General features: G+C 70.7%; 11 protein-coding genes and 1 pseudogene. 6 read left to right on the forward strand and 6 right to left on the reverse strand.

Features of this window, described 5'->3' with window-relative positions; all coding sequences use genetic code 11:
* The 5 genes and pseudogenes from DQ384_RS42335 to DQ384_RS25840 form a co-directional block, all read left to right on the forward strand.
* A pseudogene (locus DQ384_RS42335) lies at positions 1-496 on the forward strand (ABC transporter substrate-binding protein); the annotation flags it as partial.
* Between the two features lie 220 nt (positions 497-716).
* A complete protein-coding gene (locus DQ384_RS25825; RefSeq protein ID WP_114031459.1) occupies positions 717-1,766 on the forward strand; it encodes an ABC transporter ATP-binding protein in 1,050 nt (349 codons plus the stop codon).
* A complete protein-coding gene (locus DQ384_RS25830; protein ID WP_114031460.1) occupies positions 1,763-2,779 on the forward strand; it encodes an ABC transporter ATP-binding protein in 1,017 nt (338 codons plus the stop codon). Before DQ384_RS25825 ends, DQ384_RS25830 begins: the two co-directional genes overlap by 4 nt.
* The gene (locus tag DQ384_RS25835; RefSeq protein ID WP_181871416.1) at positions 2,776-3,771 is read left to right on the forward strand and encodes an ABC transporter permease; all 996 of its coding nucleotides are present in this window, start codon (positions 2,776-2,778) and stop codon (positions 3,769-3,771) included. The genes DQ384_RS25830 and DQ384_RS25835 overlap by 4 nt, the downstream gene beginning before the upstream one ends.
* Positions 3,772-3,774: 3 nt before the next feature.
* Positions 3,775-4,737, forward strand: a complete 963-nt coding sequence (locus DQ384_RS25840) for an ABC transporter permease (protein WP_114031462.1) — start codon at positions 3,775-3,777, stop codon at positions 4,735-4,737.
* A 165-nt stretch (positions 4,738-4,902) separates the two neighbouring features.
* Here DQ384_RS25840 and DQ384_RS25845 read toward each other — a convergent pair whose 3' ends face one another.
* Positions 4,903-5,853, reverse strand: a complete 951-nt coding sequence (locus tag DQ384_RS25845) for an RDD family protein (RefSeq protein ID WP_245966778.1) — start codon at positions 5,851-5,853, stop codon at positions 4,903-4,905.
* A gap of 37 nt (positions 5,854-5,890) precedes the next feature.
* Here DQ384_RS25845 and DQ384_RS25850 point away from each other — a divergent pair, with 37 nt between their 5' ends.
* Entirely contained in the window at positions 5,891-6,880 is a 990-nt protein-coding gene (locus tag DQ384_RS25850) for a stage II sporulation protein M (RefSeq protein ID WP_114031463.1), read from the forward strand.
* 33 nt (positions 6,881-6,913) lie between these two features.
* On the opposite strand, the gene DQ384_RS25855 is transcribed toward DQ384_RS25850, so the two are convergent.
* From DQ384_RS25855 to DQ384_RS41515, 5 genes are all read right to left on the reverse strand, one after another.
* Positions 6,914-10,363, reverse strand: coding sequence for a discoidin domain-containing protein (locus tag DQ384_RS25855; protein WP_114031464.1), 3,450 nt, complete (start codon positions 10,361-10,363; stop codon positions 6,914-6,916).
* Positions 10,364-10,928: 565 nt separating this feature from the next.
* Positions 10,929-11,087 carry a hypothetical protein gene (locus tag DQ384_RS41510; protein WP_181871408.1) on the reverse strand — a complete coding sequence of 53 codons (159 nt, stop codon included), beginning with the start codon at positions 11,085-11,087 and terminating at the stop codon, positions 10,929-10,931.
* A 96-nt stretch (positions 11,088-11,183) separates the two neighbouring features.
* Positions 11,184-12,167: a metallophosphoesterase gene (locus tag DQ384_RS25860; protein ID WP_114031465.1), complete on the reverse strand. Its 984-nt coding sequence runs from the start codon at positions 12,165-12,167 to the stop codon at positions 11,184-11,186.
* Between the two features lie 165 nt (positions 12,168-12,332).
* Complete coding sequence (locus DQ384_RS25865) at positions 12,333-14,243, reverse strand: adenylyl cyclase (protein ID WP_114031466.1); 1,911 nt, start codon at positions 14,241-14,243, stop codon at positions 12,333-12,335.
* A 380-nt stretch (positions 14,244-14,623) separates the two neighbouring features.
* Positions 14,624-15,193 carry a hypothetical protein gene (locus tag DQ384_RS41515; RefSeq protein ID WP_181871409.1) on the reverse strand — a complete coding sequence of 190 codons (570 nt, stop codon included), beginning with the start codon at positions 15,191-15,193 and terminating at the stop codon, positions 14,624-14,626.
* Positions 15,194-15,261: the final 68 nt, after the last annotated feature.

Below are 15,261 nucleotides of genomic sequence, written 5' to 3' on the forward strand. Positions count from 1 at the left end.
CGCGGGCAACCACCCGGCGGTGTTCCAGTCGTACTCCGCCGACCTCAAGGAATGCGGCATCACGGTCAAGGGAGTGCCGGTCCGGCAGGGCGACTACTACGGGGCGTTCCTGCAGAACCCATCCCTCGCCAAGGCGAGCAAGTGGGACATCTCCGCGCCCGGGTGGGTGCCCGACTGGTACGGCAACAACGGCCGGGCGGTGTCCCAGCCGCTCTTCCAGACCAACTGCACCCCGGGCACGTCCAACTACGGCTGCTACAGCAACCCCAAGGTCGACGACCTGATCAAGCAGGCGCTGGCCGAGCCCGACCAGGCCAAGGCCGGCGCGCTGTGGCACCAGGTGGACCAGCAGGTGATGGCCGACGCCGTCATCGTGCCGTTCCAGAACCAGAACACGCCCATCTACCACTCCAAGCGCGTCAAGAACCCGATCTACCTGCCGTCCTTCCAGCTCTTCGACGTCACCAACCTGTGGCTGGACCCGGCGAGCCCCTGACCGGCCGAGACCTGATCAGGCGAGCACTGCCCGGCGTCTCCGCCCGGCCCGCACGGCGGCCGGGCGGAGGCCCACCACGAGCCCCGGAAACAACGCCCGGAAAACAAGGCTCGGAAACAAGACCAGAGACAAGGTTCGGAACAAAGGCCCATGACGAGGAAGGCCGGCGAGAAGCGGTGAACGGACCTGTGCGCGACGACCACGGACGAAGGACCGTTGGATGAGCCTTCTGGAGGTGAAAGATCTCACGGTCGGCTTCCCGACCGCGGACGGCCTCGTGCGGGCCGTCCGCGGGCTGTCGTTCAGCGTCGAACAGGGGCGGACGCTGGCGATCGTCGGGGAGTCGGGCAGCGGCAAGACCGTGAGCACCCAGGCGATCCTCGGCCTGCTGCCCGAGGCGGACATCTCGGGCAGCGCGCTGTTCGAGGGAATCGATCTGCTGACGCTCGACGAGGAGCGGCTGCGCCGGATCCGCGGCGCCGAGATCAGCGTGATCTTCCAGGACCCGCTGACCAGCCTGCACCCGCTCTACAGGGTCGGCTGGCAGATCGCCGAGATGATCCGGGTCCACGAGTCCGGCGTGAGCCGCGCGCAGGCCCGGCGGCGCGCGGTGGAGCTGCTGGGCCTCGTCGGCATCCCGCAGCCCGCGCGCCGCGTGGACGACTACCCGCACCAGTTCTCCGGGGGCATGCGCCAGCGCGCGATGATCGCGATGGCGCTCGCGCTCAACCCCAAGCTGGTGGTCGCCGACGAGCCCACGACCGCGCTGGACGCGACCGTCCAGGCGCAGATCCTGGAGCTGATCATCCGGCTTCAGCGCGAGTTCGGCATCGCGCTCGTGCTGATCACCCACGACCTCGGGGTGGTCGCCGGGATGGCCGACGAGGTGATGGTGATGTACGCCGGGCTGCCGGTGGAGCGCGCCGACCGGCGCACGCTCTACTACCGGCCGCATCACCCCTACACCAAGGGCCTGCTGGAGTCGATCCCCGGCAGCACGGGCGTGCGCGAGGGCCGTCTGCGGCCGATCCCCGGGCAGCCGCCAAGCATGATCGCGGTCCCGGCCGGGTGCGCGTTCCACCCGCGCTGCCGGTACTCCATGCCGGTCTGCACGGCCGAGCGCCCGCCGCTGTCCCGGGTCACCGGCGACGGAGACCACGCCTCGGCGTGCTGGCTGCCCCACCACGCCGTCGGGCTCGGCGACGAGGCCGAGGCCGCCCGGCTGCGCGCGGCTGATCAGGAGACCGAGACCGAGACGGGGGCCCGGTGAACCTTCTCGAAGTCGACGACCTGGTCAAGCACTTCCCCGTCAACGAGGGCGCGGTGCTGCGCCGCACGGTCGGGCGCGTGCACGCCGTCGACGGCGTCAGCCTCACGCTGGCCCCCGGCGAGACGCTCGGCCTGGTCGGCGAGACCGGCTGCGGCAAGTCCACCCTGGCCCGCTGCATCGCCGGCCTGCACCCGGTGACGTCCGGCAAGGTCCTCTTCGACGGCCGGGACATCACCAACCTGCCGCGCAAGGCGATGCGTCCGGTCCGCAGGGACGTCCAGGTGATGTTCCAGGACCCGTACGGCTCGCTGAACCCGCGCCGCCGGGTCGGCTCGATCATCGCCGACCCGCTGGTCATCCACGACGTCGGCACCCCCCGCGAGCGGCGGCGCACGGTCGCGGAGCTGATGGAACGGGTCGGGCTCAACCCCGAGCACTACAACCGATTCCCCGCCGAGTTCTCCGGCGGCCAGCGCCAGCGCATCGGCGTGGCCCGCGCGCTCGCCCTGCGCCCGCGGCTGATCATCTGCGACGAGCCGGTGTCGGCCCTGGACGTGTCGATCCAGGCGCAGATCCTCAACCTGCTCAAGGACCTGCAGGACGACTTCGGGCTGACCTACCTGTTCATCGCGCACGACCTGTCGGTGGTCCGGCACGTCAGCGACCGGATCGCGGTCATGTACCTCGGCCGGGTCGTGGAGACGGCCCCCGCGGACGAGCTGTACGACCGCCCGCGCCACCCGTACGCGCACGCGCTGCTCTCGGCGACGGCCGTGGCCGACCCCGATGTCGCCGACCGGCGTACCCGCGTCGTCCTCACCGGCGACGTGCCCTCGCCCATCGACCCGCCGTCCGGATGCCGGTTCCACCCGCGCTGCCCGAGAGCGCGGGACCTCTGCGCGACCGTGCCCCCGCCCCTGGAGGGCGGCCCGCACCGGACCGCCTGCCACTTCCCCCTCGACGGCCCCGCCACAGAGCCGGGTGCCCGCGACGACGAAGGCGAGGCCCGGTGACGCTCACCGAGATACGGCCCGGCGCGGTGCCCGGCGGTCCCGTCGCCGGACGCGGACCGTGGACGCTGGCCTGGGCGCGCATCCGCACCGACCGGGTCGCGCTGACCTCGGCGATCGTGGTCATCGCCCTGCTGGTGCTCGCCGCCGCGGCGCCGCTCGTCGCGCAGTGGACCGGGCACGGCCCCGACGACCAGTTCCGCGACATCGGCATCACCGGCCAGGGCCTGCCGGTGCCCCCGAACGGAACCTTCTGGTTCGGCACCGACCGGCTCGGCCGCGACCTGTTCGTCCGCGTGCTGTACGGCGCCCGCGTCTCGCTGGTGGTCGGCGTGCTGTCCACCCTGCTCGCGGCGGCGCTCGGGGTCGCGGTCGGCCTGCTCGCCGGGTTCTACGGCGGGGTGGTCGACACGCTGCTGTCGCGGCTGATGGACGTCGTGCTGTCCTTCCCGTACCTGATCTTCGCCATCGCGGTCGTCTCCATCGCCGGGCCGTCGCTGACCGCCACGATCGGGGTGATCGCGTTCTACTCCTGGGCGGCCATCGCCAGGATCGTGCGCGGGCAGACCCTGTCGATCAAGGAACGCGAGTACGTCGAGGCGGCCCGCTCGCTGGGCGCGAGCGACACGCGGATCATGTTCGTCGACATCCTGCCGAACCTGCTGGCCCCGGTCATCGTGCTGGTCACGCTGCTGGTCCCGGCCGCGATCGTGTTCGAGTCCACCCTGTCCTACCTCGGCCTCGGCATCGTCCCGCCGACGCCGTCCTGGGGCAACCTGCTCAGCGAGGCGCAGGGCTTCTACCGGGTCGCCTGGTGGTACCTGACGTTCCCCGCGGGCGGTCTGCTGCTCACCACGCTGGCGTTCAACCTGCTCGGCGACGGAATCCGTGACGCCATCGACCCGAGGACCGAACGGCTGTTCAGCCGGCGCCGGGGCGTCCTGCGCGGACGCGGCAGGGCCCGGCGTACCACCCCCGCGACGACGAAGGGCTGACTCATGTTCCGGCGCTTTCTCATCCGGCGGGTGCTGCTCGGGGTGGTCGTGCTGTGGCTCGTCACGCTGGGCACGTTCTTCATGTTCTTCGTCGCGCCCGGCGACCCGGCGCGCACGCTGGCCGGACGCCAGGCCACTCCCGAGCAGGTGGAGATGATCCGCCGCGACCTCGGCCTCGACCAGCCGATCCTCGTGCAGTACGGCGAGTACATGGGCCGTCTGATCCGCGGCGACCTCGGCAAGTCCTACTTCAACGGCGAGTCGGTGGGCACGCTCCTCGCCGGCGACCTGCCGCCCACGCTGTCGCTCGTCATCGGCGGCGCGGTGCTGTGGTTCCTGACAGGCGTCGGCCTCGGCGTGCTCAGCGCCACGCGGGCCCGCTCGCCGCTGGACAGGCTGATGACGTTCCTGGCGCTGGCCGGGGTGTCCATGCCGACCTTCGTGATCGGGCTGTTGCTGCTCTACCTGCTGTTCTTCCAGCTCACCAAGGCGGGCGTGCCGGTCTTCCCGCCCGATTCGTACGTCGGCCTCTCGGAGAACCCGGGGGAGTGGGCACGGCACCTGATCCTGCCGTGGGTCACGCTCGCGACCGTGCAGGCGGCGACGTACCTGCGCCTCACGCGCGGCTCGATGCTGGACGTCCTCGGCGAGGACTACATCCGCACCGCCCGCGCCAAGGGCGTCCCCGAGCCCCGCGTGATCGTCCGGCACGGCCTGCGGTCCGCGCTGACGCCGGTGGTCTCGCAGCTCGGCGTCGACGTGGGCACGCTCATCGGGGGCGTGGTGGTCACCGAGTCGGTCTTCGGGCTCGGCGGCGTGGGCCAGGCGGTCGTCCAGGCGTACGTCAGCAGCGACCTGCCGGTCATCATGGGGGTGGTGCTGATCACGGCCGCCGCCGTCGTGGTCGCCAACCTGCTCGTGGACGTGGCGTACGCCCTGCTGGACGCGCGGGTCAGGCTCGCGTGAGCGCGACACGCGGCCGGTGGTGGGTGTGGTGGGTATGGCCGGCGCGACCTCTCCCTCGCGCGCCGGGCCATACCCGTTCCCACGTAGCGAACCAATGCCCCAGTGGCTCGCTGGACGTCTCAGTGCCCGTCGTTGCCCGTTGTATGCACCCGCTTGGCGAAAAACCTACGCGGGCGGCGTGAAGCCGCCCGGCGTGGACGTCGTCGTCCCTGGTGGGGGCGCGAAAACGGGCGGCGGAAGGGGTACGGGATATCCCTGCGGAGGCGGGGCGGCGGCGGGACGGCCGGGCGGCGGCGTCGTCCCGTAGGCCGGCGTGTGGCCGGTCGCCAGGTGAGCGCCGGTCGTGGCGTGGCGGCCGTAGGAGGGGGCGCCCATCTGGCGTGCCAGCCGGACCTCTGTGCGGCGGCGGCGCTCGGCCAGGACGGCGGCGAGGTACGCGTACGCCGGCGCGCCCGGCGGAGGCGGCGGGGAGACGTACGCGGCGAACTGCGAGGCGATGCGCGCGCCCATCTCGTGCCGGACCTGCGGCGAGAGCTGCGGCAGCCGCGAAAGGTACTGCCGCGCGGTGGCCGCGAGCCCCTCGGGCAGCCGGGACAGCTCCAGCGTCGTCGCCCACGCGGCCAGAGCGGGTGGCATCTGCGGCGGCGGAGCCTGGCGGGGGCCGCGCTCGGAGATCACGATCGTGCCGGAGAAGATGTCGCCCAGCCGCTTGCCCCGCTCGGAGACCAGCGAGCTGATGAGCGCGGGAGCGCCGAAGCACAGCCAGAACTCCACGAGCCCGGCGAGCCCCCGGAACAGCGCCTGCCGGAACCGCTCTGGCCCGCCGTCGTCGCTCACCACCCGCAGCCCGAGCGCCAGCTTGCCCAGGCTGCGGCCCCGGCCGAGCGTCTCGAAGATCACCGGGTAGCCGACGACGACCAGCGCGCTGAGCAGGATCGCCATCGCCACCGCGACGGCCTCCTCGGTGACGAACGTCACCATGCCGAGCAGCAGGCTGACGCCGAAGAGGCTCGCGAGCTGGACCGCCATGTCGATCGCGAGCGCGAGCGCGCGGCTCGGCATCTGCGCGACCCGTACCTCGACGACGACCGCCTCACCGGTCACGACATCAGCCACGACCCCACCCTATCCATCGGGACAATAGGCTCTCCGCGTGGACATCGACGCGTTTGTCTCCGCGCACAAGCCGACCTGGGATCGGCTGGAAACCCTGGTGCGTCACCGCGGGGCGCTGACCGGTCCCGAGGTGGACGAGCTCGTCGACCTCTACCAGCGGGTCGCGACCCACCTGTCCATCGTCCGTTCCGGCTCCGACCCGCTGTTGGTCGGCCGCCTGTCGGCGCTGGTGGCGCGGGCGCGGTCGGCGGTCACCGGCGCGCACACGCCCGCGTGGCGGGAGTTCGCCCGGTTCTTCACCGTTTCCTTCCCCGTGGTGGCCTACCGCGCCCGCTGGTGGTGGGCGGCCACCACCGCGGTGTTCCTGCTGGTCTCCACGGTGGTCGGCTACTGGGTCGCGAGGAACCCGGACGTCCAGGCGGCCATCGCGAGCCCGGAGCAGATCAAGCAGCTCGTCGAGCAGGACTTCGCGAACTACTACTCCGAGCACCCGGCCGGGGCGTTCGCCGGACAGGTGTGGATCAACAACGCCTGGGTGTCCATGCAGGTCATCGCCATGTCCGTGCTGCTCGGCGTCCCGATTCCGTACGTGCTGTGGCAGAACGCCGCGAACGTCGGCGTCTCCGCCGGGCTCATGGCCTCCCGCGACAAGCTCGACGTGTTCTTCGGCCTGATCACTCCGCACGGCCTGCTCGAACTCACCGCAGTCTTCCTCGCCGCCGCCGTCGGCATGCGCCTCGGCTGGACGGCCATCGACCCCGGGCCGAGGAAGCGCGCCGAGGCGCTGGCCGAGCAGGGCCGCGCCGTGGTGAGCGTCGCCCTCGGGCTGGTCGTGGTCCTGCTGGTGTCGGGCCTGATCGAGGCGCTGGTCACGCCGTCCCCGCTGCCGACGTGGGCGCGCATCGGCATCGGCGCGGTGGCGGAGGCGGCGTTCCTCGCGTACGTCGTGTACTTCGGGCGCCGCGCCCTGCGCGCGGGCGAGAGCGGCGACGTCGAACGCGCGCCCGACGTCGCCCCGTCGAACTGACGGGAGCGACGCCGGGCGCCCGCTGAGTCGATGTCAGGGGGTGACGGGGATGTTGGTGAGCCCCCTGCCTCCGCTGGACTTGTTGGACGCGTAGACGACGTTCTTGGCGGCGCAGGACGACTGGTTGTTCACGAAGATCGCGTACCCGGTCGCGCTGCCGATGGTGAAGTCGTTGGAGCGCAAGACGTTGCCGCAGCCGTAGGGCGCGTAGACGGTCTGGACGCGGACCCCCTCGGTGTAGGGGTTGACGCCGGTGTTGGACTCGATGGTGTACCCGTCGCCCTTGACGTCCAGCCAGCTGTCCCCGGAGTTGACGTTCTTCTGGCCGGTGCCGTCGAAGTGGTTGCCCCTGATGACTCCGCCGCTCGTCCCCTCCTTGATGTCGACGGACTCGGCGGCGACGTTCGGGCCGATGGTGTTGTTCAGCACCTGGACGTTGTCGCTGCGGTCGACGCCGTCGGAGCCGCCGAAGCAGGCCCAGTTGCTGTTGGCCGAGCCGATGTAGACGCCCTCGCCGTAGCCCGGCTGGACGAGGCCGGTGTCGGTCACGGTCGAGTTCCTGATGACGCCGTCGGAGCTGCCCTTGCGGAAGTGGACGCCCTCGTCCTGGGTGTGGTGGACGTACACCCCGTCGATCACCGTGCTCCTGGCGCCGTCCATGACGATGCCCTTCTTGGAGTCGCGCACGGTGAACCCGGTCAGGTTCCAGTAGCTCGCGCCGTTGAGGTACAGCCCGTACTGCAGGTGGCCGTTCGGGCAGCCGCTGCCGGCGCCGGCCAGGTCGTTCTCGAGGATCGCGTTACGGGAGCCGGACAGCGTGATGCGGTTGCCGGACGTGCCGGAGGTCGTGATCACGAACTCGTCGTGGTAGACGCCGTCGGCGAGCCTGATCGTGTCACCCGGCCTGGCGTCCGCGATGGCGGCCTTCAGCTGCGCGGGGGTGGAGACGTTGACCGTGCGGTTCGGGCCCGTCGGCGTGGGGGTCGGTGTCGGGGTCACGGTCGGTGTCGGCGTCGGGGTGGGGGTCGGCGTCGGGGTGGGGGTCGAGGTGGGGCCGTCCGGGCCGTACAGCTCCAGCTCGTTGACGGTGAAGCCGCTGCTTCCCGCGTACTGGCTCAGGTAGAGCTGGAGGTAGCGGGTGGTGACGTTGACGGCCACCTCGTCGGTGCCGCCGTCCAGGCCGGTGCCGTTCTGGAAGGTGGACCAGCTCGACCCGTCGCTGGACTGGCGGAACTTGTACGAAGTGCCGTAGCCGGCGCCCCACTTGACCGCGATGCGGGTGATGTTCTGAGCCGTGCCGAGGTCGACCGTGAGCCAGGCGGGCTTGGTCGTCGTGGACTGCCACGCCGTGGCGGCGTCACAGTCGACGGCCCTGCCCGCGGTCGAGCCGTTGGCGGAGGCGGTGATCGTCTTGCCGCAGGCCAGGTTCCCGCCGCCCGGCGGAGGGGTCACCGTGGGGGTGACGGTCGGCGTCACGGTGGGGGTCACCGTGGGCGTCGGGCTGGGCGTGGAGGTGCCCGAACGAAGGAACAGCGAGCCACTGGCGTCCGTCTTCGTGGCGTTGACGCCCGCGTTCGGGCTCGCCGAGTAGTCGACCGACTCCCGCGAGGCCCAGTCCGGGATCGTCGTCCCGCCGATCGCCAGGTGCTGGAACTTCGTCGCGTCGGCGGCGGTGCTGCCGAACTGGTAGACGCGCCGCGGGTCGGTGTAGTAGCCGGTGTACGGGCCGCCGGCGGTGAGCTGCTTGCTCATCGTGTTGCCGTAGAAGACGTTCTGCGGGCCGGACGAGCCCGACCACTTGAGCGCCTTGGGCCCGGCTCCCCACCAGATGGGGTACCAGGTGGAGTCGTCCGGCGCGCCCCCGCCCTCCTCGCCGCAGTTGGCGCGGCAGTTCTTGGACGAGTGCTCGAAGGGCACGCGCACCGTGCTGCCCTCGAACAGGTTCCGGTGCTCCCAGCCGCCGTGCAGGTTGAGGTCGGAGTCGGTGTCCAGGCCGATCACCACGTTGTCCGAGGCCGACCACTGGAAGGTGAAGTGCCGCAGGTTCCTGCTCGTGTTGTACGCGTACAGCGAGTCCCAGACGCGCGAGCCGCGGAAGTAGCCGTTGCCGCCCTTGCCCTTGTTCCACGCGCCGTCGAGCGAGGTCTCCTGCACCTGGATGTTCTTGGCGTTCTCGGTGACGATCGGGTGGGAGCCGGTCATGTGCGTCTTCACACGCCGGATCCAGGAGTTCACCGCCCACTTCAGCACGATGCCATGCATCTCGTACTCGGGGGCCATGTTGCCGTAGTTGTGCACGGCGTCGGCCTCGCTGAGCGTGTACGTGCCGCCGCCCAGCTTGGGCAGCCCGTTCATCTCCTGGGTGATCCCCAGGTCCTCCAGGCCGACGCCCTGCACCACCTTGAGCGGCGTCACCCGGCTCGGGTAGGCCGTGCCGCCGATCGCGGCCGAGCCGTCGGAGGTGGAGTCGACCGGAAGGTCCCACTCCATCGGCTTGTCGATCGTCACCGTCCGGTTGGTGGTGTCCACGGCCGCGATCTGGAAGATCTGCTGCCGCATGTGCTGGTTCAGGTACATGGTCGAGTCGGTGGCCGTCTGCTGCTGGTACCACTTGACCGAGTTGGCGCCACCCACCCACAGGTAGCCGCCGGCCTTGAACAGGGCCATGTTGGCGTTGCTCGCGAGCGAGATGAGCGTCGAGCCCGCGGCGGACGCCTGCCGGATCGCCACCCCACCGGCCCAGTGCTGGTTGACGCTGCCCTCGAAGAGGTCCTTGCGGTTGGCCGGGGCCGCCGCGTAGTCGCTCGTGTACTTCGAGGACACCTCGCGGGTCTGGACGCGGAACAGGCCGCGGCCGGGCCACGTCCAGCCGCCCTTGCCCGCGCCGGACGTCATGCCGTCCTCGTCCCAGTCGCTGCCGTCCGGGGTGAGGGCGTCGTAGCGGGTGTTGACGTCGGGGCGGAAGACGATCGTCGTCTGGTCCTGGCCCGCGCCCTTGATCAGCAGATAGTCGGCGTCGAGGCCGATCTGGCGGCTGACGTCGATCCGTCCGGCCGGCAGGGTGATCAGCGACAGCTTGGTGTACCCGGCCGAGGGGGAGCAGGAGGTCCTGACGAAGTCGACGGCCTGCTGCAGGCCGGCGGAGTCGTCGGCCCCGTCGTCAGGGCGCACGTTGTACGTGGAGGCGAGCTCGGCCGGGGTGATCTGGCAGGTCGCGCTGGGGTTCACGTCACTCGTGCCCGGGAGCGCGGCGCCGCCCCGGTACCCGGCCTTGCTCCAGTCGGGCAGCCCGGCGATCGGGGCCCGCCTGTTGGCGGAGGTGAGGTCGGGGATCTGGGCGGCCGCCTGGGCGAGGCTCTGGGCGGGGGCTTGGAGGGGGGCTTGGACGGCCACCGCGTTCGCCGCGTGGAGCACGAGGATCGCGGAGGCCGAGGTTGCGAGGGTCACGGCCGTCAGGACGGCCGTCCATCGGGGGGTTGGCATGATGTCGCGGTCCTTGGGGGATGTCCGGCCACCGGGACGGCACCGTCGAACGTCCCGGGGCACGGAGCGGGGGGTGGGGGGTCACCGCGCGATGAGGGGAAAGGTAACTCTCTTAACGAACCCGGGTCAAGATGATGGACCGCGTTTACATATGTGAACGCCGTCCAGGATGCGGGAGATCCGATGACCGATGGGGAAAACCGAGTGCGAGCGCTCGGGCGGGCGCGTCGGGGGCCGGTATCGCCGCGCATTGGTCCGAAAGATCGGATGAATAAGGGTATTTTACGGACTGTTTAAGGATGTCCAAAACGGAGATTCGGTGCTGTCCCTTTATGGTGGTCCGCCATGTGAGACGCGGAGCCGGCGCTCGGCCTGGAAACGAACGGCCCGCCATGTCCCGGGAGCCGGCGTCGTCCTATGGGGATCGGCCTACGCGGATCGCCCGGCCGGAAAAGGTTCCTCGCTCCCCGTTCCCTTGAACGCCAAGGGCGCCCGTCACGGTGGATGCCGTGGCGGGCGCCCGGGTCGTCGCGGACCTCGCGACGCCTGTGCAGATCCGGGAGGATCACACGTCCATGCAGTGCATCCAGCCGTAGCCGCTGACCCAGCAGGGGTACCACTGGGGCTGCATCGCGTTCGCGGGGGCGCTGGTGGCGGCGAGGGCGGTGCCGGCGATGGCGAGGGCCGCGGTCGTCATGGCGGCGCGGCGGACTAGCTTACGCATGTTCGTCTCCAAGGTGTCGTGGTGCGGACACCCTCAGAGAACCGGACCGCGCTTGGACCCTTCTTGGAGGTGGCTGCAGCCGGAGCGTGACGGGGCTCAGGCGGCCGGAACGGTGCGCTGCTCCCAGGAGAAGACGTCGGGGGACTTCGGCTTGACGGTGACGCGCAGCCACTGGCTGGCGGTGTCGCCGAAGGTCTCCAGGCGGGTCAGGTTGGGCACGCCCGCGTAGCCGGGCTCCACCTCCTGGACGTGCTCGTCACCGTGGACGAGCAGGACCGGCTTGCCGTACGCGCGGGACCGCTCGACGATGCGCTCGCGGATCTCCGTGAACCCCTGGGTCGGCGTGGGCTCCGCCTGCATCAGGAGCAGGACGCCGGGGGCGCGGGTGCGGCGGGCGGTGTCGAAGGCGTTGTCGATCCAGTCGAGCGCCGCCGCCTTCCGCGCCTCGTACTCGGCCAGCCGGAGCTCGGGCCGGTCCCCGCCGGGCAGCTGGCTCCACGGCTCCAGGTCGTTGGCGCTGCCGACGACGTGCACCGTGGCGAAGACGACGCCCTTCTCGGTGAACAGCGCGTTCTCCACGTAGGCGCGGTGGCGGCGGTCCCAGGCCTGGGTCTCCACCCGCATCGGGTGGCGGCCGAGGGTGCGCCCGGGGACCGGGAAGAAGATCCGGCGCACCGCTTCGAGCCGCTCCGTGGGCAGGAAGCCGCCCGCCGCCACGCGGTGGCAGTCGGTCCAGTCGTTGTCGCCGGGCGTCAGCACGAACGGGTCTTCGAAGGCCTGGTAGAGCTTCTGCGTCGCGGTCAGGTGCGCGTCCTCGCAGGAGGTGGACCCGCTCTTGACGTCACCCGCGTGCAGCACGAGCTTGACGTCCTTGTCGGCGTTGACGTCCTTCACCAGGCCGGGGAAGGACGCTTCCTGCGCCGGGCCGTAGGGGGTGTCGCCGAGCAGCGCGAATGTGTAGGAGGGTCCGCGACCGCGCGACCCGTCGGAGCCGGACGCGTCCCCGGCCAGGGCGGGCGTGGCGATCCCGGCGGTCAGCGACGCGGCGACCATGGCGGCCGCAAGCAGTGATTTACGCATGCAGCCATCTTTCGCCCCCATCCACCACTACTCGATGGCCACGAACCGACACCCCAGAAAACCCTGGCCCAACCCCTCCGATCATCTGCGGCGACCCGGCCGGCGGCGACCCGGTGGGCCGGAGCCGGGGACTCCGGCCCGCCGGGTCGCGGTGGCGCGGGTGTTCTACGGGGCCGGGTACTCGGCGATGTACACCGGGGAGCCGATTCTGGTCGTGTCGGCCGGGCCGCCGACGCCGTTGACGACGTGGTCGATCGTTCCGGCGCTGAGGTTGACGGTCATGATGTGGTGCAGCTTGACGCCCGGGGTCTGCGGAACCTCGAAGCCGTTCTCGGTGTGGATGGCCGGGTTGTTCTGGTTGAAGACGTAGACGCCACCGCCGTACAGGTTGTGGGTCCTGACCCGGTCGCCGACCTTGTAGCCGGCAAAGCCCTCGACGGCGCCGTTCATCCAGTCGGCCTGGGTCGGCGGGTCGTACGGCAGCTCGTTCTGGTACAGGATCGTCGTGCCGTCGTCGCCGTTCCAGACGGTGTTGTACCGCTGGAAGTGCTCGACGAACAGGCCCGTCGCCGTCACGTGGTCGCCGTTGATGACGGCGCCGTAGCGGCCGGTGTTGGTGTTCCAGCGCTGGGTGTCGGTGAAGCCCTCGACGCCGTGGTCGCCGCGCCACACCCAGGTGTGGTCGATGAGCACGTTGTCGCTGTTGACCTCGAGCGCGGTGTCGGTCTTGCCGACGTGCGGGCCGCCGACGCGGAAGTACACGTCGGACAGGGTGGTCGGGTTGTCGGCCGCACCGGGACGCCTGCCGTGGTCGTCGTCCCTGCCGTGGTCGTCATGCCCGCCGTGCTTCTTGCCGACCCGCAGCAGGACCGGCGACTTCTCCAGGCCCGCGTCGACCGTGACGCCGGCGATGACGACGCCGGGGACGTCGGCCACCTCCAGCGGGGTCGAGCCGCCGACTGCGGTCAGCGTGGCGTGTCCGAGCCCGAGGACCACCGTGTCGGGACGCTTGACCTCGATGCTCCGCGCGATGTCGTAGACGCCGGGCGTGAGCAGCAGGTGCTTGCCGCGTGCGAGCTGCTGGTTGATGTCCCTCACCGAGTCCGAGGGCTTCGCCACGTAGAAGTCGGAGATCGGTAGCGTGCGGCCCGGCGTCATGCCGTTGGCCCACGTGACGCCGCGCGTGTTCTTCTGGGCGGCGGGCACGCGGACGTTGTACCTGCCCTGCGCGTCGGCGAACAGGTACGGCTTCTCGCGGCTCACCGGAGTGGTCTCGAGCGTCGTGTAGGGCGGGTTCGGGAAGGCGGCGTCGCTCGGAGCGCCGACGACGCCCGAGAAGACCTGGTTCCACACGCCGTTGGACCAGCCGGCGACCTCGGAGTTGCGGGTCAGCCACTGCTGCTGCGATCCGTTCGTGACGGACGGCAGCTTGGAGTCGGCGATGAAGCCGCCGCTGGCGTACTGCGGGCCGGCGGTGCAGTAGTCCATCAGCGAGAGGTTGCCGCCGCTGACGTTGAGGCGGCGCATGGACACGGCCTGGGAGACGGCCCAGAAGTTCGCCGACGACCTGCAGCCGTCCTGGCCGGCCGCGACGACGTTGAGCGACAGGTTGGACAGGGTGCGCCAGAAGTTGACGAGCGCCAGGCAGTTGCCGGTGCCGCCGTTCTCCAGGCAGCGGTTGTAGACCTCGACCTTGCCGTTGATGACGACGTCGGTCGGCGAGGCGCCCAGGCCGGCGATCTCGGTGTAGTAGCCGACCTTGAACTGGAGCGGGTTCTCCTTGGTGCCGTACGTGCCCGGCTTGAAGAGGTAGGCGTGGCGCGTGGTGCCCATCTCGTTGTCGACCTGCGCGGCGTGCGCCGCGTCGAGGGTCGCCTTGATCTGGCTGACCGGCATGCTCGGATCGAAGATGGTGACGTTCGCCCCGAAGTCCGGGGTGCCGGCACCCGCCGCGTCGGCGGTGGCGGCCGTTCCCGTCGTCATGGCGGCGGCGGTGATCAGCCCGAGGCCCAGCGCGAACGCCCGGCTGAGGCGCCGCCTCGCGGGACGTCCACTGTCAGAGGGCTGGGTCGTCATACGGTTCGTCCTTTCCGCTCGGCGTGCGGCGCTGTCTGGACAGAAGACGCCGGGTGGGCGGCGGGCATGGGGAAGAGGCGAATGGGGTGCTTCGACGGGCACGGAAGCGCTCTCCGCGCCGGGGGGATCACTATGGTCATCGACCTGTCTACTTAGGGGGTGGGCGGCTGGACAAGGCGGGCCTGCGCTGGGAGAGCGCTCTCTTTCTCGCTGACGGGCATCCAGCCGGGGAAGGTGGATGTTGTTGGGATGTTTCTACCGTGTGAACCGATCCAACGCCATGTCCGCGAGGCCTTGACTTTTCGCGTAGGAGTGGTGCCAACGGGACAGCCCGAGCCGGAGGCGAGGGCCTCCGGCTCGGGCCGCGAGAGGTGTGCGGGTCAGCTCGCGTCGCAGTACTTGTTGCTCAGGCCGACGTTGGAGAAGGTCATCCCCTTGGCGAGCTGGAGAGCCGGGACGCCCGAGGCCATGTAGGCCATGTTGACGCGGATGACGAAGCAGCCGCCCCGGTTGGCGCCGGCGGTGATGTTGTAGGCCGCCGGGGCGCCCTTGTAGAGGATCGCGGCCGCGCAGACGGCCATGCCGGCCGGGTGGGGGATCTTGCTGCAGACCATGTACGCGGCGCCGGTGGTGAACGTGGTGCCGGCTCCGATCATGTCCTTGAGGTTCCGGGTGACCTTCTTGGAGAGGTACCAGGAGCAGGTCACGATGCCGCAGTTGCGGCGGACGCTGGACAGGATGGACGCCGCGTCCGATGTCGTGGAGGCGAGGGCGGCGGTGGACGTCTGGGCCGTCGCGGCGGTGGCGGCCGCGGGGGTCGCGGCGGCGCCGGCGGCGGGGGCGGCGGCGAGCATTCCGGTGGCCGTGGCGCCCAGGAGGGCCAGGGCGGTGAGCGAGGTGCGCAGGCGGCGGGTGGCCGTCGTGGTCGTGGCGGTGGTCGCGGTCTTCATGGTCTACCTCCGTGGAGTGGTGTCCTGTCGCTGGTCAGGAAGGTAGGCCGGGACGTGTTGAGGAAAAG

The organism is Sphaerisporangium album, from assembly GCF_003323745.1.
Classification (GTDB): domain Bacteria; phylum Actinomycetota; class Actinomycetes; order Streptosporangiales; family Streptosporangiaceae; genus Sphaerisporangium; species Sphaerisporangium album.